Origin of the sequence: Paenibacillus sp. 7523-1 (assembly GCF_002276415.1) — a bacterium.
Classification (GTDB): domain Bacteria; phylum Bacillota; class Bacilli; order Paenibacillales; family Paenibacillaceae; genus Paenibacillus; species Paenibacillus illinoisensis_A.
On record NZ_NPBR01000005.1, the window covers coordinates 183,524 to 208,371 of the forward strand.

The 24,848-nt window shown below is 45.3% G+C and carries 17 protein-coding genes, 1 pseudogene and 1 riboswitch; of the genes and pseudogenes, 4 read left to right on the forward strand and 14 right to left on the reverse strand.

Annotation, left to right across the window (positions count from 1 at the left end; translation table 11 throughout):
* The 6 genes from CHH60_RS04325 to CHH60_RS04350 form a co-directional block, all read right to left on the reverse strand.
* Positions 1-1,437: a spore germination protein gene (locus CHH60_RS04325; protein ID WP_095358087.1), complete on the reverse strand. Its 1,437-nt coding sequence runs from the start codon at positions 1,435-1,437 to the stop codon at positions 1-3.
* Positions 1,438-1,575: 138 nt separating this feature from the next.
* A complete protein-coding gene (locus CHH60_RS04330) occupies positions 1,576-2,433 on the reverse strand; it encodes an aldo/keto reductase (protein WP_095358088.1) in 858 nt (285 codons plus the stop codon).
* Positions 2,434-3,087: 654 nt separating this feature from the next.
* Positions 3,088-4,836 carry an allophanate hydrolase gene (locus tag CHH60_RS04335; RefSeq protein ID WP_095358089.1) on the reverse strand — a complete coding sequence of 583 codons (1,749 nt, stop codon included), beginning with the start codon at positions 4,834-4,836 and terminating at the stop codon, positions 3,088-3,090.
* Entirely contained in the window at positions 4,833-8,456 is a 3,624-nt protein-coding gene (gene uca, locus CHH60_RS04340) for an urea carboxylase (RefSeq protein ID WP_095358090.1), read from the reverse strand. The genes CHH60_RS04335 and uca overlap by 4 nt, the downstream gene beginning before the upstream one ends.
* Positions 8,449-9,117, reverse strand: a complete 669-nt coding sequence (locus CHH60_RS04345; protein ID WP_095358091.1) for an urea amidolyase associated protein UAAP2 — start codon at positions 9,115-9,117, stop codon at positions 8,449-8,451. The genes uca and CHH60_RS04345 overlap by 8 nt, the downstream gene beginning before the upstream one ends.
* A gap of 1 nt (position 9,118) precedes the next feature.
* Positions 9,119-9,841 (reverse strand): urea amidolyase associated protein UAAP1, encoded by a 723-nt coding sequence (locus CHH60_RS04350; protein WP_095358092.1) that lies wholly within the window; start codon positions 9,839-9,841, stop codon positions 9,119-9,121.
* Positions 9,842-9,911: 70 nt separating this feature from the next.
* Positions 9,912-10,018, reverse strand: a riboswitch (guanidine-I (ykkC/yxkD leader).
* A 261-nt stretch (positions 10,019-10,279) separates the two neighbouring features.
* On the opposite strand from CHH60_RS04350, the gene CHH60_RS04355 reads away from it, so the two are divergent.
* Entirely contained in the window at positions 10,280-11,611 is a 1,332-nt protein-coding gene (locus CHH60_RS04355; RefSeq protein WP_095358093.1) for an APC family permease, read from the forward strand.
* 141 nt (positions 11,612-11,752) lie between these two features.
* Here CHH60_RS04355 and CHH60_RS04360 read toward each other — a convergent pair whose 3' ends face one another.
* Entirely contained in the window at positions 11,753-12,271 is a 519-nt protein-coding gene (locus CHH60_RS04360) for a GNAT family N-acetyltransferase (protein ID WP_095358094.1), read from the reverse strand.
* 163 nt (positions 12,272-12,434) lie between these two features.
* Between CHH60_RS04360 and CHH60_RS04365 the strand changes: the two are divergent.
* The 3 genes and pseudogenes from CHH60_RS04365 (at position 12,435) to CHH60_RS04375 (ending at position 15,437) form a co-directional block, all read left to right on the forward strand.
* Positions 12,435-13,108, forward strand: a pseudogene (locus CHH60_RS04365) (YczE/YyaS/YitT family protein).
* A gap of 57 nt (positions 13,109-13,165) precedes the next feature.
* Positions 13,166-14,047, forward strand: coding sequence for a helix-turn-helix domain-containing protein (locus tag CHH60_RS04370; protein ID WP_095358095.1), 882 nt, complete (start codon positions 13,166-13,168; stop codon positions 14,045-14,047).
* A gap of 109 nt (positions 14,048-14,156) precedes the next feature.
* Positions 14,157-15,437: a glycoside hydrolase family 27 protein gene (locus CHH60_RS04375; RefSeq protein ID WP_095358096.1), complete on the forward strand. Its 1,281-nt coding sequence runs from the start codon at positions 14,157-14,159 to the stop codon at positions 15,435-15,437.
* Between the two features lie 146 nt (positions 15,438-15,583).
* Here the strand turns inward: CHH60_RS04375 and CHH60_RS04380 are convergent, their stop codons facing one another.
* The 7 genes from CHH60_RS04380 to CHH60_RS04410 form a co-directional block, all read right to left on the reverse strand.
* Positions 15,584-16,420, reverse strand: coding sequence for a carbohydrate ABC transporter permease (locus CHH60_RS04380; protein WP_176475976.1), 837 nt, complete (start codon positions 16,418-16,420; stop codon positions 15,584-15,586).
* Between the two features lies 1 nt (position 16,421).
* Positions 16,422-17,357, reverse strand: a complete 936-nt coding sequence (locus CHH60_RS04385) for a carbohydrate ABC transporter permease (protein ID WP_095358097.1) — start codon at positions 17,355-17,357, stop codon at positions 16,422-16,424.
* A 62-nt stretch (positions 17,358-17,419) separates the two neighbouring features.
* Complete coding sequence (locus CHH60_RS04390) at positions 17,420-18,736, reverse strand: ABC transporter substrate-binding protein (RefSeq protein WP_176475977.1); 1,317 nt, start codon at positions 18,734-18,736, stop codon at positions 17,420-17,422.
* A gap of 180 nt (positions 18,737-18,916) precedes the next feature.
* Positions 18,917-20,656 (reverse strand): cache domain-containing sensor histidine kinase, encoded by a 1,740-nt coding sequence (locus CHH60_RS04395; RefSeq protein WP_095358098.1) that lies wholly within the window; start codon positions 20,654-20,656, stop codon positions 18,917-18,919.
* A gap of 23 nt (positions 20,657-20,679) precedes the next feature.
* A complete protein-coding gene (locus tag CHH60_RS04400) occupies positions 20,680-22,281 on the reverse strand; it encodes a response regulator transcription factor (protein WP_095358099.1) in 1,602 nt (533 codons plus the stop codon).
* 211 nt (positions 22,282-22,492) lie between these two features.
* On the reverse strand, positions 22,493-23,650 hold the full coding sequence (locus CHH60_RS04405) for a glycoside hydrolase family 88 protein (protein ID WP_095358100.1): 1,158 nt from the start codon (positions 23,648-23,650) through the stop codon (positions 22,493-22,495).
* Between the two features lie 654 nt (positions 23,651-24,304).
* A complete protein-coding gene (locus CHH60_RS04410; RefSeq protein WP_095358101.1) occupies positions 24,305-24,775 on the reverse strand; it encodes a GNAT family N-acetyltransferase in 471 nt (156 codons plus the stop codon).
* Positions 24,776-24,848: the final 73 nt, after the last annotated feature.

Genomic DNA, 24,848 nt, shown 5'->3' on the forward strand with positions numbered 1-24,848 from the left:
TTACTCCTTTGGTTTGTTGTTTTGATTTGTTTTGTTCCTAAAAGGAAACCGCAGTACGGCATCGCTGTGTTTCGACGATTGAAAATTGGCTATGGGGCTCATATACGGCACACCGAACGAATGAAGACTATTCAAATGCACAAGGAGTATAAGAATGCCAACCGTCAATCCGTATACGCCAAACATGGCTGCTATTCCAATAAAAGCAAACCTTAATATCCGGATGGGAATAGCCATGGTGTAGGACGGGATCACAAAGCTTGAAATCGCTGTAATGGCAACAACAATGACCATAACGGGCGAAACGATGTTAGCTTCTACAGCAGCCTGGCCGATGACAATGGACCCAACAATCGAAACGGCCTGACCGACCGTCCGCGGCATTCGTAGACCTGCTTCTCTCAGGATTTCGAATATGACCTCCATAATCATCGCCTCAACAAATGCAGGAAACGGTACACCTTCACGTTGCGCAGATAAACTCAGTAATAGAACCGTTGGGATCATGTCCTGATGAAATGTAGTTAGTGCCACATATATAGCTGGAGCCAGCAAACATATTGCCAGGGAAATGTACCTTAAGACTCGAATGATGCTGCTGTAAATAAAGGATTGATAATAATCCTCCGCGGATTGAATGAAATCAACAAATACTGCAGGCGCAAGGATGACAAAGGGAGTTCCGTCGATAAATATCGCGATTTTTCCTTCCATCACACCTGCTGCAATAGAGTCTGGGCGATCCGAATTATAAAATATAGGGAAAATGGTCAATTGCTTGTTCTCCACTAAACATTCTTCGAGGTACTCCCCTTCAAGCACGCGATCCATTTTCATATTTTTCAGTCTGGATATCATGTTTCGTACCAATTCATCATCAGCAACTCCATGCATATACATGACCGATATGTCTGTCTTTGTTTTTTCGCCAACCTTGACGTTTGTTAGCCGAACTCTTGTGTCCTTCACTCGGCGACGGACCATCGTTGTATTGGTACGAAGATTCTCCGTAAACGATTCTTGTGGACCTCGGATCACAGGCTGCGTCTTCGATTCCGTTATACTGCGTTCTTCCCAACCAGGTATGGAAACGACTAACCCTTCCCCCATCCCGTCGATTAGCAGGAGAAGTCCGCCTGATAGAATCTGTTCCAACGCATCTTCAATGTTGTCAGAGAAACTTACTTCACCAACGTCAAGAACGCTATCTTTTAGGAAAGATAAACTTAACTCTTCTGCAGAAGTCTCCTGCAACGGACGAATTACGTTATCCTGTATCTTCTGCATGTCTGTCATACCGTCCAAATAAAAAAGGGCCGCGTGGTAACTGCCAACGGTGATCTCGCGAACAACAAAATCCGAACTTTTTCCCATGAAGTCACATATGAGATCTATATTTTGGTAAATTGGTTTGGAAAATTCGTGTTGTAACTTCATTTTCACCATCCCCTTGGATATGTAGTATTGGTACTAATTCGAATAATAAACTTCTCCCCGTCAGAATCACGCTATCACAGAAGCTAAAAAAAGACCGTCCAATTGGACGGTCACCACTAGTACACATATATTACAACTTTATTCCAACCCTTTTTTGGCGTAGTCCGTCAAAAATTCAACGGTTTCCGGATCATAGTGAGAGAAAAATGCACTTTCTTCTGTATCCAGAGCAGCTATTTTTTCCATATCCTGAGCGGTTAATTGAAAATCAAAAACGTTAAAATTCTGTACCATTCTATCTTTATTAACCGTCTTCGGAATTACAACCACACCACGTTGAATGAGGAAGCGCAGAGCGACTTGTGCTGTCGACTTATTGTATTGATCCCCAATTTCTTGCAAAGTAGCGTTCGTGAACAGTTCCTTTCTTCCTTCAGCAAAAGGACCCCACGATTCAATCTGCGTATTGTATTTCTTCATAATGTCATGCGCCTTATTCTGTTGGTTGAAAACATGTGTCTCAACCTGATTGACTGCAGGTACTACTTCACTGAACTGTACCAGGTCGATGTATCGATCCGGATAGAAATTGCTTACCCCGATGGCTCTGATCTTACCAGCCTTATAGTATTCCTCCATAGCCCGGTATGTTCCGTAGTAATCACTGAACGGCTGATGGATCAGAAGCAAATCCAGATAATCAAGCTGTAGTTTTCTCAGGGACTCTTCAATTGAAGCTTTCGCCCTTTCATAACCTGCATTGGATATCCAGACTTTCGTCGTAATGAAGAATTCTTCTCTCGGCACACCGCTTTTCTGGATGGCACGACCCACTGCTTCTTCATTCCGGTAAGCCTGTGCCGTATCAATGGAACGGTATCCAACACTTATCGCATCTAGCACACATTTTTCACATTCGTCCTGATCTGGAATTTGATAAACTCCATATCCGAGAATCGGCATCTGTACCCCATTATTTAATGTTACATATTCCATTCTTCATTCCTCCTATTCAAGCTATAGATAATCCACGAAACGCCTGATCCTATTATGCAACAAATGAAATAATATCAGTTATCTCATTTGTCTCATATGTTTGCCTATTCCTCTTACGCAGATGAAAAAGTGTTGTTACCTCTATTTCAGAAGAAACCGCTGTCCTTATGTTTAATGTGTATACTTCTATTCATTTTGTGAATGATCGTATAAATTTTTTGGAAAATGAGGCTGCTAGCTCACTTGATTTAGATACCATCTCAAGGTTCTTAAACTATTTGAATATGATTATTCAACAATTCAATAAGGCGCAGACATGTTAATCGTTCAAAATGTATAGAGAGGAATATATCCCCCAGTGTATTTATCAAATCCATAGATTGGGGTCTACCATCTGTAGAATGTATAGAATCAGTTATCAATATAAATAATGAAAGTTTACATAATAAATACTATGAATACTCCTTAGTTTGAAGATGTGTTTTCTAAATAAAGTCACTCTCTCTTTTCTATACTAATATCCCTATAATGTTCAAACAAAAAAAGAAAGCTATACAAAAAAAGCCGCTAAAAATAGCGACTCTAATGTGAGATGTGACCCATGAATGATTAATCAACATTTTAGCCTTACTTATCCTCCGTAAACAAAAACCACTATTTCGTGCCTACTGCATCACCAGCAACGATGTTTCTCCATCCTCCGAGATGAGACATATCTACCGCATCCTGAGCAGCCGAAGCTTCACATATGAATCCGGATACCAACCTGCCGTCCTGAAGCTTAATTTTCCCTATACCTAATGGAGCAGGAATGGCTGCAGTGAATGAACCAAAGGAGGATAGCGGCATGCTCCACAGTTCCAGATCTATGGATGTCCCCTCTTCAAGGGAAGTTACTAACCCCGGTTTTGCAGGACTTGTGTTCAGTTTGTACAGACGATATTCTGGAGCGGTTCGGGTTTCCTCCACAAAAAAGGCTCCTAACCCTGTCATCTGGGGTTCCAGTGACATACCTCTCATATGCAGTCCGCAGACAGCAACCAAAAGACGTTTGTGATGCGGCTCAAGTATTCTTGCCGCTTCAACCATGGAAGCTTCCTGCTCAGGCAATGTGAACAGGGTTATTCCAAATGGCATATCCTCTGCAACCTTGCCTGCCGGAACAGCAATGGCGCTCAAATCGAGCAAATTGCAATGATTCGTGTACAATCCCATGTGGCTGTTGGTTTGAATCGGATCCTGCTGCACTTGTTCTCTTGTCCATGTTCCTCCGCAGGTTGGCAATACAAGAACGGCGTTATGCAGCCATTCTGCCGTGCTTCGCCGAATTTCAGCTAGTCGGTGCTGTGCCCGGAATAGTGCAGCAGCCGTAAATGTTTCCTTGCTGCCTGTTCGGAGCACTTTCTCCGTTACAGGAAACAACGCTCCTGGATGCTGCTGGGCGAACATCTCCAGATCCGTCCATCGTTCAGCAACAAGCGGTCCTTCATACAGAAGCGCTGCGGCCTCTTGCAGCATGGATATATCGACCTCTTCGACATGTACTCCTGACTGCAGCAAGGCTTGTTTGGCGGTTTGCCAAGTCGTCTCGTATGCTTCTGCAAAGGGACCAAAGAAAGTTAGCTCACCTTTGGGTAATAACCATTTGGCAGGTGCACGGGTTGGTTCCAAAGGACGTGTTTTGGAGAAAGCATCTTCGGCGTGCGGGCCTCGTACGATCCGGTCAACGGAAACAGCATCTTCGAGGTCATGGGTAAACACGGTAATGCAGTCAATGCTGCGGCATGCAGGCACCAAACCAGCGGAAGGCCATGCGCCTACTGCAGGTTTGTAACCAACCAGACCATGCAGTGCAGCCGGAATTCTGCCTGACCCGGCGGTATCTGTCCCAAGTGAAAACGCTGCTTGCCCAAGCGCCACCGCTACGGCCGAGCCTGAACTGGATCCTCCGCTGATCAGTTCGGGCCGCAATGCGTTACATGTCTCCCCATAAGGACTTCTCGTTCCGACCAGTCCTGTGGCGAATTGGTCCAGATTGGTTTTACCGACAGGTATGGCACCTGCAGCAATAAGTCGTTCAACAACAACGGCATGTTGTTCCGAAACCGATGAGAACTCAGGACAACCAGCCGTTACCGGCCACCCTTGAACCTCAATGTTATCTTTGATGGCAAAAGGAATGCCCCACAGCGGGTATTCGGTAATGGACAAGTGTTGAAGTTTCTCCAGGTACGGCGTAATTCGTTCCCTAGACGGCGGCGTGATCCAGACATGGTAATCCTCCGTATCCTTTGCCCGCTCGATGATACTCTCCACCACTTCCGCTGGTGTGAAGCTTCCTCGTAGATATCCTGTACGCAGAGTACTGATCGACATCATTTTCGGGATGGCATTTACCGTCATCGTGCAACCTCCTCCTTAATCGTTGGAATGATGGCAGCAATCCAGTCTCCCGATTTGATCTGATCACCGGGCGAAACGTAAATGGAAGCAATAATTCCATCCGTTGGAGCGAGCTGCGGAAACTCCATTTTCATACTTTCTTCTATTATAATAGTGTCTCCCTTTCGCACTTCCTGGCCAGGCTCAACCAGCACCTTCCATACACTACCCGACATTGAACTGCTCATGCCCAGACTCCCTTCCGGCATCTCCACTTCTTCCAGCGCTGCCGCTGCTTCAGGTTCGGATACGTACTCGGCAATACCGAGTTCCTTCCAGTAATTTCGTTCAGCCTGGAATGCACTCTGCTGCTGCTGACGAAAAGTTCCGGACTCGTTCTCAATCGTTTTCAACCAGTTCAGATAGGACCCCAGATGGAATGTGGTTTCCTCTACTTGAAGTTCAAATCCTCCTCGCGGGAATTCTTCACGCATTTTCAGCAGCTCAGCTTCCGTAACAGGATAGAATTGAAGCTGATCAAAGAACTGCAGCAGCCAAGGTTTTCCTGCCTCGAAATTGCTTGTTTCCCTGAACGAGTTCCACATTTGCACTGTACGACCGACAAATTGATATCCACCCGGGCCTTCCATGCCATACACGCAGAGGTAAGCGCCGCCTATGCCTACGGCATTTTCCGGAGTCCATGTCCGTGCAGGATTATATTTGGTGGTTACGAGACGGTGGCGCGGATCCAGTGGTACGGCAACAGGTGCTCCCAAGTACACGTCACCAAGTCCCATGACGAGATACGAGGCGTTGAATACAATTTCCGCTACCTCTTCCAGCGAACCAAGTCCATTCATACGTCGGATAAACTCCAGGTTGCTGGGACACCAAGGTGCATCAGGTCTAACGTTTTGCTGATATCGCTCAATGGCGAGCTGCGTCGCTGGGTCATCCCAAGACAATGGTAATTTAACGATTCGTGAAGGTAATTCAATGGTTTCCAGCTCAGGAAGCTGCAGGTCCAGCTCCATGATCCGTGCCGCCGCTTCTTTTACCGTCATACGGGAAGCATCCAGGTGGATTTGCAGAGAGCGAATGCCTGGAGTCAGTTCGATATATGGAATGTTTCCATTCTCCTTGATTGCTTCCATAAGTACGTATGCCTGGAATCGGTATAACAAGTTCAACTCGCGTTCTCCGTATTCGACCAGAATATTTTCATCACCAGAGCAGCGTACCGTAATGGAGAAACGTCTGCCTTCCACCGCTTGGGCCAAAATCGGCATATACTCACCAGTTGATGTTTCGACCAAAACCGGTAACTCATGCGGAACGTCCAGTTCCCGCAGGTACAACTCTTGGTCTGCTCTTAACTGCTCGGCTTCCTCAACAGTAATGAGTCTGAAACGAACTTTATCACCAGGGCTGAGTTGACCCAGCTTCCATAATTCAGCGGTGGCCGTTGTCACCGGGCAGACAAAACCGCCAAGACTGGGACCATCCGGACCGAGCAGGATCGGCATATCGCCTGTCAGATCCAGTGCACCGACGGCATAGGCGTTGTCATGAATATTGGAAGGGTGCAGTCCTGCATCTCCACCGTCGGTTCTTGCCCACAGCGGGGCCGGACCAATCAATCGGACACCTGTTCGGGAACTGTTGAAATGCACTTCCCATGTCGTCTCCGTCAGCTGATTCAGATAAGCCGGAAGAACATATTCGTCCGTACAATGAGGTCCCGGTATCACACCAATCGTCCATTCATTGTTGTATTGTGGTCTGCGTTCTGTACTGAGCGGAGCAAGCAGAACCGGAGCATTTCCTCCTCTTTCATGTACGCGGAGAACTGCACCCGTTCGCAGCGCACTCCCCCGGTGCCCACCGAATCCTCCCAATGTAAAGGTAGCTGAGCTGCCAAGTGTGATCGGCATGTCGAGCCCCCCGGATACGAGCAGGTACGTTCGCATTCCCTGTTTGGCTTCACCCAGAGTCAGCACCGCACCAGGAGATGCATTTGTCGGTGTGTAGGGTTCCACGTGGACGCCATCCAGTTCGGCTTTCATATCTGCTCCTGTCAGGCAGAAGGTCATTTCATCCCTGAATCGATAAGTTCCCCCACGCAGCGTCATTTCCAGTCCGGACGCTTGTGCGTCATTGCCAAGCAGTCTGTTGCCAATGCGGAAGGCAAGCTGATCCATCGGGCCGGACGGCGGAACGCCGATATCCCAGTAGCCGATTCTGCCGGGACTATCCTGCACAGTCGTCTGAACGCCTCCGTCCAGAACTTCGATCGCATGCTCCATGGGTTTAAAGCCCGAAAGCATTCGGGTATATACTTCCCCATTAGCGAAGACATCGTTATCCAGAAATGCTTCAATATACGCCTGATTGGTGGTGACACCATATACCCTAAGCTGACGAAGAGCATTCTTCATTTTGTCTATAGCTTCAACACGCGTGCTCGCGTGCACAATTAATTTGGCCAGCATCGGATCATACAACGTAGTTACGTTCAATCCAGGCTGAATCCAGCTTTCAACTCGCACGTCATCAGGCCAGTGAATGGCATCAATGCGTCCATCGCTCGGCCGAAAATCATTCATGCAATCCTCAGCATACAGACGTACCTGGAGACTGTGTCCTGTTGGTGCGGGAACCGTAATGTTCAATGAATGGCTCTCGTGAGCTGCCTCCTTGACCATCCATTCCACCAAATTAATGCCAAGTACCTCTTCTGTCACCCCATGCTCCACTTGAAGTCTGGTGTTCACCTCGAGAAAATAAAACTGCTGCTCATCAGGGTCGTACAGAAACTCAACGGTTCCCGCGTTACGGTAACCTGCCGAAATCGCCAGTCTGCGGGCACACTCATGCATCTCTTGCCGGATTACATCCGGCAGGCATGGCGCAGGGGTTTCTTCAATGATTTTCTGATTTCGCCGCTGCACCGAACAATCACGCTCTCCCAAAGCGACTGCTTCACCATTACCTGTACCAAAAATCTGAACCTCAACATGACGTGCACGTGCAATATACTTTTCAATGAACACGCCCCCGTCATTAAAATTGGCGGATGCCAAACGTGTTACGGATTCAAATGCCTCCCTAAGCACATCCTCGTGTTCACAGACCCGCATGCCGATTCCACCACCACCGGCAGTGGATTTCAACATTATAGGATAACCGATAATTCCAGCATGTTGAACCGCATCATCCAGAGATTGTATCAGGCTTGTGCCCGGCAGTAAGGGTACTCCAGCTTCTGCAGCCATTGCTCGTGCCGTATGTTTCAAGCCGAAGATCTCAATATGTTCAGGAGAGGGACCGATAAACGTAATACCTCGCTCAGCACACGCTCTGGCAAAAGCTGCGTTCTCACTCAGAAATCCGTACCCGGGATGAATCGCATCTGCCCCTGTCTCTGCTGCTGTCTGGAGTACCAATTCGGCGTTCACGTAACTCTCTCTAGCAGGGCCTTCTCCAATCAGTACCGCCTCGTCCGCAAGCTCAACGTGAAGGCTGTCTCGGTCTGCCTTCGTGTAGATAGCTACACTGGAGATACCCATCTGACGCAAAGTCCGAATAATGCGTACCGCAATGGCACCTCGATTCGCAATCAGTACCTTATTAAACATTGGCGCTCACTCCTTCTGCATCCCATATAAGGACTTTGGCTGGTGTTGGGTTGTAGGCATTGCAAGGATTGTTCAACTGCGGGCAGTTACTGATCAGCACGGTTACCGGTGCCATAGCAAGGAGTTCAACATAGCGACCCGGTGCAGATAGACCATCAGCGAAGGTTAACTCTCCTTCCGGTGTCACCGGCACATTCATAAAAAAGTTGACGTTTGGGGCGAGGTCACGCTTAGTGAATTCATCCCGCTGAGAGAGCATCAGCATAAAGGTGTCACGGCAGTTGTGCATGGGCAATTTATCATGAGCATATCGGACGGTATTGCTCTGAGCGGAGCATGCGCCACCGATGGTGTCATGCCTTCCGCAGGTATCGGCTGTAATACGCAACAATTCTCGGCCTGATTCAGCGAGCAGCGTTGAACCTGTTGTCAAATACAGATTGCCCTGGCGGGTAATCGTTCTCACTGCACTATAATGATCTGACGGATCCTCCGTGGAATAGAACAGCGTATCAACAGCTTGATTGCCTTCCATATCAACTATGCGAAGAACCTGGCCTGGGAGCAAATCATGTATCCAGCCATCACCCGCAGTGATGACTTGCTCATACATGGCTTTTTCGGTCAGTAATGGACTCTGGACAGGTTGAAATGTACTCATATTAGTTGGCTCCCTTCAGCAAAGCATATGCGTTCCACGTATTTTCAAAGGCTCTCCGGTTCTCTGCACAATGCAGCACACAAGGGTCCATCTCAGAGACAGGTTCGGCATCTGCCACGGAAACAACAATCGATGCGTCCGGGTATTGTCCCGAAGGATCAAGTGGATGAGGTGTGTTCGATAACACGAGCAGCATATCCATTTCTGTACGAATAGTCACCGAGCGTGCTGACGTTTCCTGCAGTGTGTATTTCATCGTTCCGTCCAGCTCACAAACGACTTTGGAGAAAAAGTTGACCGGAACCCCGATATCGCGTGGCAACAGATTGTTCCGGAACACTTCAACCTTGAAGTTCTCTTCCCCGCTTCTCAGCCAGTCATTGCGCTGCTCCTGATATGTCGTCTTCCCATACTTTTCATCCGTACCCTCTCGGGTTGTATATCCCGATAAAGGATCATGCCACCCTACCGAATCCTCCGTAATGGAAGCAAGCGCCTTCCCTTGATCCGTCATCAATATATTGCCTCTTGTCAGAAAAGCGGTATGTTGGGCTTTGAGCGTATCCGGCATGTTGTACCGTTCCGCTGGATCTTGTGCATGGAAGAACAATGCCGACACATTGGCTCGATCCCCTGTTGCCTTTAATGTAATGGATTTTCCTCTTCCTACATGAGCAGACCATTTGCTTCCAGGCTGCATCGTTATTGTAAATAGGGCTGTCATTGTTCATTCCTCCTGTAGAAAAGTATAGAAAAAAGCCCGGGAGAAACATCAAAGATTGCTCTTTGATCGATTCTCCCGGGCTTTTATCCCGCCGTGTACATCAGGTTTAATCTCCCAATGCGTTTTCTCTCGGACCAGTCAGCCAGTGGATGGCTCGGAACCCTAGAAAACATTTTATTTAATTGATGTTATGAATACTAACACGTGAAATTACATTTCACAATACTTTTTTTAAAAATATACGATAAAAAAACAATTTCACTTGCACTTTTTTCTCATTCTTCTCAAAAATAACGAAATACCTACTATAGAAAATGCACTGATGTTCGTATATTCCCAAAAAAATAACTTGATTTTTGATAAAACCCCTGTAAAAATGTGAAGTGTCATGACATAGCATAACGATGTATCATTCTCGATTCTGAAGGAGGTTTTATAATGTCACAAAATATAACACTTAAAAGAAATCTCTCCTTGAGCCATGTGGTGACCATGGGACTGGCCTGGATGTCTCCCATGATTTTTTTCACAAGTTTCGGCGTGCTGCATGAGGGTTCACAAGGCATGCTCCTGGCAGCCTATGTCCTTGCTTTTGTAGCTATTTTATTTACAGCTGGCAGCTACGGACAGATGGCCAAGGCTTTTCCAGTCTCAGGTTCCGCATATACCTATGTAAGCCAGGCTATGAATCCATTTATCGGTTTTCTGGTGGGCTGGGTGATTCTGCTTGATTATCTGTTTTCCTGCATTGTAGCTGTACTCATGTTTGGCATTAATCTACATGCTCAGTTTCCCTCCATCCCTTCTCCTGTCTGGATTGTGCTTCTAACCCTAATTGTGATGACCATCAACATTATCGGCATCAAAACATCAGCGAACGTCAACAAAATCTTTGTTCTGATGCAGATCATTTTTATAGCAGGCTTCTGTGCATTTCTTGTATACAAAGCAGTGACACAAGGCGTGTCCGCAGGATTCAATCCTCTTCATTCCGTAGAAGGAGTTCCTTTCTCCGCGGTAATGGCGGGTGCATCTCTTGTCTGCTTCTCTTTCCTTGGTTTTGACTCCATCACAACAATGGCAGAAGAAACGCGAAAACCCGAAAAGACGATACCTCGAGCCATCCTGATTATCGTTAGCGTCGCCGGGATCATGTATTTCGCGACGGCATATTTAATTCAACAAATGTATCCTTCGTTCACTTTTACACATATGGACGCTGCAGGATTCGAATTAATGCAAGTTATAGGCGGCGGAACGCTTGCATCCATCTTCACCTTTGTCGTTATTTTCTCCGTGCTCGCACAGGGCATGTCCTCCATGACAACCGTTTCAAGGCTGCTGTTTGTCATGGGCAGATCCTCCTTGCTTCCTCGGAAATTCAGTTCTGTTCACCCCAAATTCCGTACACCTGTGTTCAACATTGTGCTGGTCAGCGTCATTTCCCTGGCTGCCTTATTCATTAGTCTGGAGACCGCCATCATGTTTGTCAGTTTCGGTGCGCTAACGGCCTTCCTGTTCGTTAATCTTTCCGTCATCTGTCATTACATCATTCGCGAGAAAAAACGTAGTGTGCAGGACTGGATTGTGAGAATGGTCTTTCCCTTGTTAGGCGCCATGTTCATTCTATATCTCATCACTCAACTTGAAGCTTCCTCTTTGCTCCTTGGTACGGGCTGGATCGCTCTTGGCCTCGTTCTGTATGTGAATCAACGAATGAGATCTTCTTCAGTATCCAAGGCATTGCCAGAGATTGAAGAGGCCATGTGAGTGAAATCAATCATTCATATATCAGTAAGCTTTCTCCCCCTGCGAGTACCATAGAAAAAGAACCTGAATGCAGTATTCAGGTTCTTTTTTACGGTACTCATATTTTGATTTCACAATGCAGGAACTATGAAGTTTTCTATGCTATACAAGAGTTTTACTCATAATAAAATCGGTTTGCTCTTCATCCCCCATATAAAAGGAATGGGCCCCTGTCTGGATAAATCCCATCTTGTTATAAAAGGCAATTGCCTTCCTGTTTTTCTCCCATACCCCTAGCCATACTTTGCTTTTGTTCTTCTCCATCGCTAGTTCGATTGCTTTATTCAATAAATGCTTACCCAGACCATGGTTTTGGAACGGGCTTCTAATATAGATCCTCTCAATCTCAAGGAACTCTTCCCCCATTTTCTCGGATTGTGCATCATTGACATTGACCTTCAAATAGCCAGCTAGTTCTTCGTTGAAATATATAAAATAAACGTCTGAAAATGGATTAACTAACTCCGTTTCCAGCTGTTCCGAGTGAAATGCTTTTGCCAAATATGCCTCCATATTCTCAGGCGTATTCTGATCTTTGAATGTATCATGAAACGTTTCTATACTGATTTTTTGGAGTGTCTGCAGATCTTCACGACTGCACTTCGCAATTATTATTGTCATGTTAAGATATCGCCCCTTTATGGATTAAACGCTTTTCGTAGTCCTCTTCCCGCTTTGAATCCTCACTCTTTTTGTTGCAAATGCAATAAAAAGTGGTTATATTTAATCTACTTCAAACATGTTGTATTTGCAACAAAAAACATAAAAAAAGAGGTAGATGCAGTTGAAATATGTATTTTTTTGCGTTGGAATCTTGATATTGACTCTTGGTATCTCACTCACAATCCATTCCGACCTCGGAACCTCCCCTTTTGACGCTCTTTTGGTAGGTTTGTCCGTTCAGTTGGGGCTCTCTGTAGGCAGCTGGGAGATTATCGTAGCGTTACTTCTGCTATCTTGTAATTCGCTCATACTGAAAAGCAGACCGGAAATTTTAGGATTGTTAACCGCATTTGTTACGGGAATTGGCATCGATATTTGGCTTTTTCTATCGCACAGCTGGAGTACACCTGAGTTATGGCTTCATAAATTGCTGTACATGGTCATCGGTCTGATCCTCATCGGAATAGGAACGGCTACATACTTATTGACCCATTTTGCACCGATCCCACTGGACCGATTAACATTAATTGTACAGGAACTAACCCGAACGAATCTCTTTGTAGCTAGAACGATCATTTATCTTATTTTCCTTGGATTAGCGTTGATCTTAAAAGGACCCATCGGGATGGGAACGATTCTAACCGTTTGTTTAGGCGGATTCATATTGAATATCTTCATGCCTTTGACCAAAAGAATTTTGGAACGTTTCATCCATCAGGCCAGCTCATGGTCAGATTCATGAAATCCTCCCGTGCGAACAGTAAACATAACAAACGGTCGCTATTTCCATTATAATCATACTTATTCCACTAGCTAAATCGCATATATTCTTAGAACCATAAGGAGATATTCATGGACATACCCAAAGGTACATATGGCTTTCGATTCGCTGAAGATCCGGAACTGCAGCTATGTATATTATACGCGGCAGGCTCCGATACCATCAGCAATCCTTCCTATCATTGGGACGGGTTGACACGAAACGATGGGCCTCTCCTCCTTTTCCAGTACACGCTTTCTGGCCAAGGAGTATACGAATCAGGAGAACAGCTGCACCGTGTCTCTGCCGGACAGGCTTTTCTTGCTGAAATCCCTGGACCCCATCGTTATTACTATCACCCTGAATCCAGTGAGCCGTGGGAATTTCTGTTTTTGCTTTTCCGCCCGAATCTAATTCTGCCTCACTGGCGTAAATTTTTACGCGAAGCCGGGGAAGTCCCTTACCTCCCAGCAGACTGTGCACCAGTAAAGTTGTTGCGAATGATTGTGAACGACGCAGCAGCCGGCCGAATCTCCGATCCCTTGATCGCATCTTCTTCGGTATATCAATTCATGACCGAGCTGGCCAGATTGCAGGTTACGACTCTGCGGAACAAGTATACTTGGCCGGATAACGTCAAGCGTGCAGCTGAATTTATAGAGCAGCGTTATTCACAAATGATTAGTATCGATCAGTTAGCCGAACATGTCTCTTTGTCCAAATATCATCTGATACGTCGCTTCTCGGCCAGCACAGGACTTACTCCCGTTGCTTATTTAACTCGAATTCGCATTGATAAAGCCATGGAACTGCTTCGGGGAACCGAGCATAGCATTGACTTGATTGCCGAGCGTATTGGGTATTCCAGCGGAAGTTATTTTATTAAAGCATTTCGTACCATGACCGGACTTACCCCAGGAGAATTTCGCAGCGGGGGCGAGAGCCTTGCTTATCGCAAACTGTTCTTTGATTAACAGCAATATAGTACAATTCAACTTCCAAGATTACTATAGATATTGCGTATCTCCTTGATTAAGATGAACATAACCAGAGCAATAATTAATCAGTCAAAGGAGATTACACATGAATCACAAGCATGCAGCACCCACACCACCGCTTGGTTGGAACAGCTGGGATTGTTATGGTGCGGCCGTAACGGAAGAAGAAATTCGCGGGAATGCAGAATACATGGCTGAACATCTCAAAGCCTTCGGCTGGAACTACATTACCGTCGACATCCAGTGGTATGAACCTTATGCGAATTCATCTCAATACCGGCCTTTTGTTCCTTTGGTGATGGACGAATATTCCCGGCTTATGCCTGCCGAGAACCGCTTTCCCTCTGCAGAAGGTGGCCAAGGATTCAAGCCATTAGCCGATTATGTACATAGCCTTGGATTAAAATTCGGCATTCACATTATGCGTGGGATTCCAAGGCAGGCTGCACATGCAGCTACCCCTATTCTCAATACAAGCGTTACAGCACGTGATATTGCACATACCAATTCCATCTGTCCTTGGAATACGGATATGTATGGCATTGACGCATCGAAGGAAGGTGCACAGGCCTATTACGACTCTCTTTTTGAACTCTACGCCGAGTGGGGAGTAGACTTGGTCAAGGTAGACGACATCGCTGCCTCCAGACTGTATGATACCCATCAGCCTGAGATCGAGCTAATCTCCAAAGCCATTGAACGCTGCGGCCGGCCCATGGTACTGAGTCTCTCTCCTGGTCCCGCTCCTGTGGAATACGCCGCGTTCTTCGCTGATCATGCCAATATGTGGCGGGTCACGGATGACTTCTGGGATCAATGGCCGCTGCTGCTGGATATGTTTGACCGCTGCCGAACTTGGCAAGGTATCCCGGAGGCGGGCTGCTGGCCGGACTGCGACATGCTCCCGCTCGGCCATATCGGAATCCGTTCCGTTGACGGAGGCGGTGCGGATCGCTGGACTCGTTTCACACGGGATGAGCAGCTGACCATGATGTCGCTCTGGAGTATCTTCCGCTCTCCGCTCATATTCGGCGGTGAGCTTCGCGACTGTGACGAATGGACCCTATCCCTGTTAACCAACAAGGAAGTGCTGCGCTTGAATCAGGATAGCCATGGAGCCAAGGAAACGCTTCGCCAAGGCAATCTCATTGTCTGGACAGCAGAAGCTGCTGATCAATCTCGTTACGCTGCATTATTCAATGTAGGTGATTCTGAGCTCCCGGTAAGTCTGTCTGTTGATGACATCGATCTTACGGGCTATACCTCGGGCACCGAGCTGTGGAATGAAACGCCAGCCGAACTTGCAGGAGACGTTCTACAGACGAAGATTCCTTCGCACGGCGTAAGACTTTATCGATTCTATTGAACCTAGGTTACCTGGTTTAGAGCAACTCCGATACCGAAATGAACCAGTCACCTGAATAATTTTGGCGACTGGCTCATTTCGTATTTTCATCATTTTTTATTATCATATCCTTATATGTTCAATTGTTATAAGAAGTATACTGATCTTTATCCCTTGGTTGCTCCGGCAGAGATCCCCTTCACAAAGTATCTTTGCAGAGCAACAAAAACGATCAGCACAGGTACCACCGACAGGGCAGTTCCGGCAAATATCATATCCCATCTGGAGGAAAACTCACCGATATAACGGTAAATTTCGACAACCATGGTTTTGGGCTCACCTGAAGGAAGAACGAGCATTGGCATGAGAAAATCGTTCCAGATACCCAAGCCGTTTAGAATAATCATACTGGCTGTGACCGGTCCGAGCAGTGGGAATACAATTTTCCAGAAAATGCCGTAACGACTGCATCCGTCAATTTCCGCCGCTTCTTCAATTTCCTTCGGTATCCCTTTAACAAAGCTGGTGTACAGCAGGCAACCAAATCCAATAGCTCCTGCGATATAAACCAATATTGGACCAGCGAGACTGCCATAGAGGCCCAGCATTTTCAATTCTTTAAATAATGGAATCATGTATGCCTGAAATGGAATCATCATCCCTGCCAGGAAGTAGAGAAATACAAAATTCGTCCATCTGGCATTTCTCCTTTCAATGGCATAACCCGCCATAGGGATGATCAATATCTGCATCACAATGGAGACTACGGTCAGGATCAGACTATTCAGGATCGCCCTCGGGAACTCTGTCTCGGTCAACAGGTACTTGAAATTCTCAAGATACAACGAAGTTGGTAATGAGAGCGCATTTCGCATGATTTCACTATTGCTTTTGAAGGCAGACATTAAATTAAAGAAGATGGGAAAAAAGAACAGGATAGCGAATATCAGAATAACGACGAAGAGCACGACATCCGTTGTTTTTTTGCGTGTCTGCATACTCATGTTAATACTGCACCTCCCGCTTGCGGAGGATTTTCACCTGAATCACGGTGATAACTAGAATAATCACAAAGAGCACCATGGCAAGAGCTGTCCCGAAACCCTGACGTAATTCCCCGAATCCAACTTTGTAGATGATATAAGTCAATGTTTCTGTTGCGAAGCCTGGTCCTCCATCGGTCATTACCGCAATTTGATCGAATATTTTCAGTGCACTAATCATCGAAAGAACCATACATACGGTAACGGACCCGGCAAGCAGTGGAAATGTAATGAATCGAAATTGTTGCCAGCCATTGGCACCGTCTATATTGGCTGCTTCGGACAGTTCTGCGGGAATACTCTGAAGTCCGGCCAAATAAATGATCATATAGTAACCTGCCCCTTTCCAAACGGTAGACAGGATCACGGACAGCATAGCGTATTGGGGATCACCCAACCAATCCACTGTCCAACTACCGAGGCCAATATTGTTCAGAATTTGATTTACCACACCAAAGTTGTAATTCAGGATCATCGCCCATACGAAGCCCATTACGATTCCGCTCAGTAAGGTAGGAAAGTAAAATATGCTCCGAAATAAATTTTTGAACCAACGGACTTTGTCCACCATGAGGGCCATGGCGATCGCAGCGATATTTTCCAGCACAACCAGACTCACCGTCATGATTAGCGTATTTTTGAGGGCATTATGAACCCTCGGACTGCTCCATATCTCAACAAAATTAGCAAAGCCGATAAAACGGATATCTTCACTTATGCCATCCCAGGACGTAAAGCTTAGATATGCGCTCCCCAGAGTAGGCACAATAACAAATAGCGTGTACAAAATTAACGACGGAAGTATAAAAACAACAGCAAAAGGATGATGCTTTTTCTTCCGTTTTCGAGTTGCTGCTGCTGCCAAAGTTGCTTTCTCCGTTGATGCAGGTATTCCCATTTCATATACTCCTTCCTTATCCAAGGAGGAACCACCGAGCAGCGGTCCCCCGCGAATTAGTTTTACATCGAATTCGCCTTGACCTGGTTATCGTATTCCGCATCAACCTGTTCCATATACGTTTTCACATCACCATCATTGAGGACCATTTCCTGCAGCTTTTTATAGAACCAGTTCCGGAATTGTGGCGGTATTAAGTTCTCTCCCCACCAATTGTTAATCGCCAAGGACTTCGTTACGTTCGGATCTGACATCAGGTCGAGGGCCGTCTGCATCGCTTCTCCGGTTTCATATGTCACTTCTGCTTGAGTGGATGGGATTCCGTTAACACTTGCAAGATACTGGGAGTACTGCTCTGGCTCAAAGAAGAAACGAATGAACTTCTTGATGGCTTCAGTCTTCTTCGGATCCTTAGCCGCCTCAGCAGAAAGTGTCCATCCGGCAGGTGATGGAAGTCCGATCACATTCACATGACCCTCCCGGTCCGGAACTGCATAGAAACCGTATTCAAAGCTTGGGTCTGCTTCTTCGATCTGTGAGAACATCCAAGTACCCGAGTATAGTTGTGCCGCCTTTCCCGTGATCAGAAAAGAAGCTGTTTGGTTATCAGGAGTACTTAGCCAACCTTTGTCTACATAATTTTGGAACAACGCTTTGTAATCCGTCATCGCCTGCACGACGTTTTCATCTGCGAAGCTGACAGCCTGCTCTGTCTTTTTGGAATTCCAATCTGGATCTTTCGCATATACTTCATCAATAAGAAACTTGTTCACCCAGAACCCCATATGAAAAATATCTTTGCCTCCAACAACGATCGGAGTTATACTGGAGGCCTTCAGTTTTTCCTGGATAGCAATGAATTCGTCATACGTTTTGGGAAGCTCAGTAATCCCCGCATCGGCGTATGCCTTTTTGCTGTATATAATCCCTTGAGGCACATTATTGGCTATAGGAGCATTCCAAATTTTCCCGTCTACTTCAGGTGGTGAATCAAACAGCTCAATCAGGTCAGAAGGAAGTTCCACGATTTTACCTGCATCCGCAAAAACCTCTGTATCCCTCATCTCAACAAGGTCAGGGAACTCGCCGACCGCATCCTTTGTTTTCAACCAGTCCAAGTAGGAATTGCTTGTGTTCTCGCTCATATCCTTAATTTCAATACTTGGATTAGCCTCCGTGAATCTTTTGATGGAATCAGCAATCGCCTTTTTGGCAGCAGGATCACCTGAAGCATAACCAATGGTGAAACTTACTTTGTCACTGCTGCTTGTTGACCCGTTTTCATCGGAATTCGGACTACTGCTTGTGCTGCAAGCACCTAAGGTCATAGTCAACGCAAGCAGCAAAGCCGACAACTTGAATTTTGATTTGTTCAGCATATCGTGCAAAACTCCCTTCCATATCAACAAAGTTAAAATCAGTTTCCCTTACAGGTAAGCGTTTTCGTATTTAGAATAGCATTGCCTGGTTTTTGTTTGTATGAACTTTTTAAAGCCTCATGTGGTGTAAATTTAAGAATAAAAAAAGAGCGGACAAGATCATTCGCTCTTAAGGTGGCGCTATTCAGGAACAGGAAAGCTGAGCAGCACGGAAGTCCCGATATTTTCCTGACTACTCACAGAGAGGCCATAATTTTCTCCATACATCGATCGGATTCTTTCATGTACATTTTTCAGTCCCACTGATCTGTTATGCGGATTGGCCGTGTACAGACCTTCATTAATGCTTTTGAGCTTCTCTTCGCTTATGCCTATACCGTTATCATAAATAACAATGACCAGATTCTGCTCTTGCTTGTCTATCGTTACCCCAACCGTCCCTTTTTTCCTTTCACGAAGTCCATGCTGAATGGCATTTTCGACAATAGGCTGCAAACATAATTTCAAGATCGGCCATTCCATTTGCACGTCAGGAGCAATGTCACATTGCAGTACATATCTATTTTCATAACGAATGGAGATGATGTAGAAATAATCATGCAGATGTTCGACTTCTCTCCATAGACTTACACGATCTTCTCCGTAATCAATGACATATTTCAGTTGATTGGACAAGGAATGAATCATGTCAGCGACTTCTTCCGCATCTTTATCTACTGCATTCATGCGAATCACTTCAAGCGTGTTATACAGGTAGTGCGGTCTGATTTGACTTTTTAGTGCGTTTAGTTCGGTTTGCTTTTGTTTGATCTGAGCGACATAAGCTTCATCAATGTGTACTTGCAACCGCTCAACCATTCGATTGAATCCATGGGTCAGTCTGCCTATTTCATCATTGCTGGTAACAGGGAGTCTGGCATTCAGCTTCCCGGACTCCACTACGGCCATTTGCTGGATCAGCTTGCGAATGGGTGCTGCGAGCCGCCGTGAAAACCATGCCCCCATAACAATTAATACAATGGTGCAAATGAGGATGGCGAGATATACGGTAGCCCTGGCGGAGAAAAGCTGTTCAAACAACCCGGCTCGGTGAATAATTGCAACCAATTGACCATGAATAAAAGGGATGTCTTCCCGGAGTACCAGCATTTCGGTATCCTTACTTTTGGAGATGAATTCATCCAGTGTCCTATCCTTTTGGTTGCTGAAATACATCTCATCCTGATTATTGAGCAGAACTAATTCATCCTGAGTACCAAGAGAAAGCTCATTCAGAAATTGCTGGAACATGGTGGTATCGACGTCCAGGAAGAGCGTACCAACCACTTTAGGTTCCCGTGTTAGACGTCCGGAGGTATCGATCAGATTACGTGCAAGTGTAAATACTTCGCGTTTGGAACCAGTAAAGTAATCATCCTTATGCGTCGGGAAAAGCGCAGCCTTGGAAGGCTGGCTTCTCATCGTTTCTTTCCATTCATGAACCGGAAGTGCCTCCTCTGTTATGCCTCTATTCTCTCTTTCTTGAGAGTAGATTTTGCCGTCTGACGACCTCATAAAATAAGCTGCTGATATATAATTGTCGCTAAACACTAATGTCTTCAGAAACGAGTCGATAGGAATTGAATTGATCTGCTCCAGCTCATTGACATTGAACGTCTGATTTTGATTGATGTTTTCGGCCAAACCCTCGTAGCGTACGTTATACATGAGCTTGGAAATATCATTATATTGCTGAAATGCTGAGTTCAGGTTGTAACTCATATACATAATCATTTGCTGCTGATTACTCGTAGTGTACCGTTCCACGTAGCTTGAGAAGATTTGCACGGAGAAATAACTTAGCGCAAAGAGCGGGATTAGCCCCACCAAAATAAAGGAAGCTGAGAATTTGACAAATATGCTTTTGGTCAAAAAGCGCATGAAGGAAACACCTTCTTTATCGGTTATGTTTCAAACTGACGGAAGGACTGCCTGTAGTCTTGCGGTACCTTTCCATATCTTTTCTTGAACATATCACTAAAATGCCTTACGTTGTTGTAGCCCACACGGTCGGCAATCTCATAAACCAAGAGTTCCGTCTCCATAAGCAGCTTTAACGCGTGACTCATACGCACTTCTGTGACGTAGTTTTTGAAATTTTGACCGGTGTGCTTTTTGAAGAAACTGCTGAAATAGTAGGAATTCATATAGACCAGGGCCGCCATGGATTCCAGTGTGATGTTGCTGTCATAGTTTTCTTCAATATACGATTTGACTTTCGTAAGCAGCGCTCTTTCTTTTCCTGACACCTTACTCGCAAGTTTCTGCTGCATTTCCGTTAACATTGCTTCGACTTCTTGAGCAACATCTGCATAAGAGAGACAGTCATTCCATCTTTCAAGCAAGCCTCCTTGGTCCCCCTCTAACTCTCCACCGAACTTCTCTAATTCCTGAATCAATGTCAAAACCGCATTATATACTCCTGTAAGCGCAAGGTTTTTGTTGTTTCCCGCTTGTATCCTGATTTGTTCAAGGAGCTCCTTAATCAGCGGTTCGATCTTCTCTCGTTCCATGGCGGTTAATGCTTTGACTAGATGGGATTGAAGAACGGTAATGGGCCTGTTCTCTTTATTCGCTTCCGTGTCTGCTTCTCCAAAACGAATAACTTGATTTGTTCCCATAAAAAACTTGCTATGAAGCGCTTTCAATGCTTCGCGGTAAGTTTCCTCTGCTTTCTCCAAGCCAGCCTTGTTCGTTCCAACTCCGCACGAGACACTTAGCTTCAAATATTGCTGAATCTTATGGCGAAGGTCTTGTGCCAATTGAAGAGGATAGTCTTTCTCCTCATGCTGAACCAGGATCGTAGACAATCCTTCCTTTTGAACTAGCAAACCCTTTCCCATCACTGGTTCCTGATCCAATGTCTCTCGAATAATGTTGGACACTGCAAAGTTCACCAAATGACGTTCACGATCTTCCCACCGGGAGGTGTCGGCATAATCATCCATTTCCAATACACAAACGGTAGTAAATCGGCTAACTACGATGACACCCAATTGTGTCAAGTCAAGTATGGTATTCGTATCACCGTCCAGTAATCCGTCAAGAAGCTTCTCAATGGTATTGGCTCGATTTTTTTCCTCATAGTAATTTAACATCTTTTTGTTTCGTTCACCATCCGATGTTTCGCGGATCATAGATACGGCTTTCCCAACTACCCTCTCCAGCTGAACTTTATTTATTGGCTTTACCAGATAATCCAGTGCTCCTAACTGAATCGCTTGACGGGCATATCCAAACTCTTGAAAAGCACTAATAAATATAACCTTGCCGCTGTATCCCTGTTCATTCAACTCCGTAATCACATCTATCCCACTTCCACCTGGCATACTGATGTCGCTAATAATAAGTTGAGGATTATGTCTGGCTATCAGATCTCGTAGTTCGATCCCATCATTAGCTTCAGCCACAATCCGGATTCCAAGCTGTTCCCAGGACACCAGTTTTTTTAGCCCACGCAATATGATGGGTTCATCATCTGCGAGTAATAATTTTATGTATTCCATACATTCACCTTCCTTAACTTCGCCTCTATACCCCAAATGATCATAAGCATGCAGGAGGAAATATGATCTATTGCATCTCATTGTACGTTTTTTTTAGAATTTGTGCTGCACAATTTTCATTCATCGATTATACAACGATCTGTTTCAGTCATATGAAACAACCCACGACATAACCGGTTGTGGGTTGTTTCTCTTCATTATCGTTATCAATCTACCAAATATATAAATCCGTACCTTTTAGTTTGAATATGGCTTCAATAAAAAAATAATCTCCATAGATAATAGACTGATGGTGGCTTTTGGCGTGATAAGCTGCTGAACCGTTTTGGAGAATACAATCGCAGCCGGGAGTCCAATCGGTCCGTAACTGTTCTAGCGTTTGGAGCAGCTTCAACGCTGCATTCAGATATAACTGTTTCTCGTGAGTTCCGACAATCTTGGCAATCTCAATCAAGCCACAGGCAGCGATGGCCGCTGCTGTTGAGTCCTCCAGTACAGGCTCTGCAGGCTGCCTAAAATCAATAGGAATGATTCCGTGTTCAGGAATGTTCGCGATAAAATAGTGGGCTACTCGTTTAGCCGTATTCAGATACTCCTCTTTTTGTGTCCAGTTATAGCTCATCATAAAACCATACAGTGCCCAGCTCTGTCCCCGCGTCCAGGAAGAACCTTCCGCGTATCCCTGTCCTCCACAGGTTCTAATGACCCCACCCACCGCCGGATCCAATTCAACAATATGGTTAACCGAACCGTCTGGTCTTACAAAGGTATTCATCGTGGTATCGGCATGTTTCATCGCAATGTGCTTAAAACGCGGATCTCCTGTTTCATTCGAGGCCCAATATAAAAGTGGTATGTTAAGCATACAGTCAATAATCGCCCATCCCCTTGTGTCTTCACCCTTAATATCATTCCAGGCTCGGATGAATTCCCCTGCAGGATTGTACCGGCCAGCAAGCAGATTGGCGGCATGCAGGGACCTTTTGCGCGAATCTGGATTCCCAGTAAGTTTATAATTGGCTACACTCGTCGGCAGCCACATAAATCCTACGTCATGGTGCAGCCCATCAAACTCCAGGAAGCAGCTATCCAATTTTACTTCAGAGATTTCAGCAATTTGTTTGTATTTTGGTTCTCCCGTTGCATTAAACAGCTGCCACATCATGCCTCCCCAGAATCCATTTGTCCACCAACATATTCCGTCGTCAGCTGAACGGGTTGGATTATGGACCGATCTGTCATCATGTTCACCATCAATGGTCGTATATGGAATTTTGTTTTTGGATTTAACACTGACCCAATCCATTTTTGCCGTGATTTTGTCTACAACGTGATTTACCCATTCCGTTTTGTCGTCTAATGTAAGCATACACCAGTCCTTCTTTCTTCTTGAGAAGTTGTCTTTGCCAATCTGGACCACATATCGAATTTAGAATACCACTCGTCTTAAAATGTCTGTATGCAGTTTTTTAAGCTTCCTATGCTATAAATTTAAGAACTACGTGAAGGCAGTGCAAAGTCACCTTTATCCGAAACCACTAATCATATCGATGCATATTTTTAGCCCAAGTAGATTAAAATCGTGTTTCAAAATGAAAAAGAGCAGCTGCCCGCTGCAGCTCCTCTTTATCGTTCTCTATTATGTAACACTTCTAAGATGAATACCTTCTTTTTGATAATAATTGCAGTCCCATGGCAATCTATTATCAGGATTCATTTTTTTGATCCAGGACCTCCACTATTCGTTCAAGCTTCATATAGATCGCACGCAAGTAAGCAACAATAAAGAGCAAACCCAAAATTAAGATGATAGCGAGCATATATTCCCTCCTCCATTCTATTCATAATTATTAGTTACAAGCTCATGGATAAACCATTTCCCACTCTGATTATACATAAAAAGGTAATCCTGTGCAGTTAGCTACTGTTGGCTCGCCTGCAGTGATATATAAAAATAAAAAACCGATAAACCCCATCTCTCTGGGTCTACCGGTAATGCAAATTTTCGAGATAATCAGATCACTTATAATGTTTTCAAATACCACGTATCACATGCATAATGTTCAGATCCATTCAAGGGGTTGTCCAATGCAATAAATCCATTTTTCGCATAAAACTTGTTGGCTGCCGTCATATTGCTCAGGGTTTCCAGGTAACATTGTTCATAATGATCTTTCGCATAATCAAGGACAACGTGCAGTAATTCGCTTGAAATACCTGTACCTCTCGTTTCTTTGAATGCATACATTTTTTGCAACTCACAAATCTGAGGATAACCGTCAATCGGACCAATACCACAGCCCGCTACGACCGTAGAATCTTGCTCAACTACCCAATATTTAGACCCCGCATTTTGGTACAGATGATAGAAATCTCCCAAATGTGGATCTGTCCAGGCTGTCCCTGGTTTGTTCGCGCCAAATTCGATCAAACACGTTCTGATCAGATGTTCCACCTGTTGATTATCTCTTTCTTCAATCTCTCTGATCAACATAAAAGTAACCTCCGTAAGTATGTTCCTGCTCCATTTACGCCAAGTCATCATCAGACGTTCTGAATCGTATGGC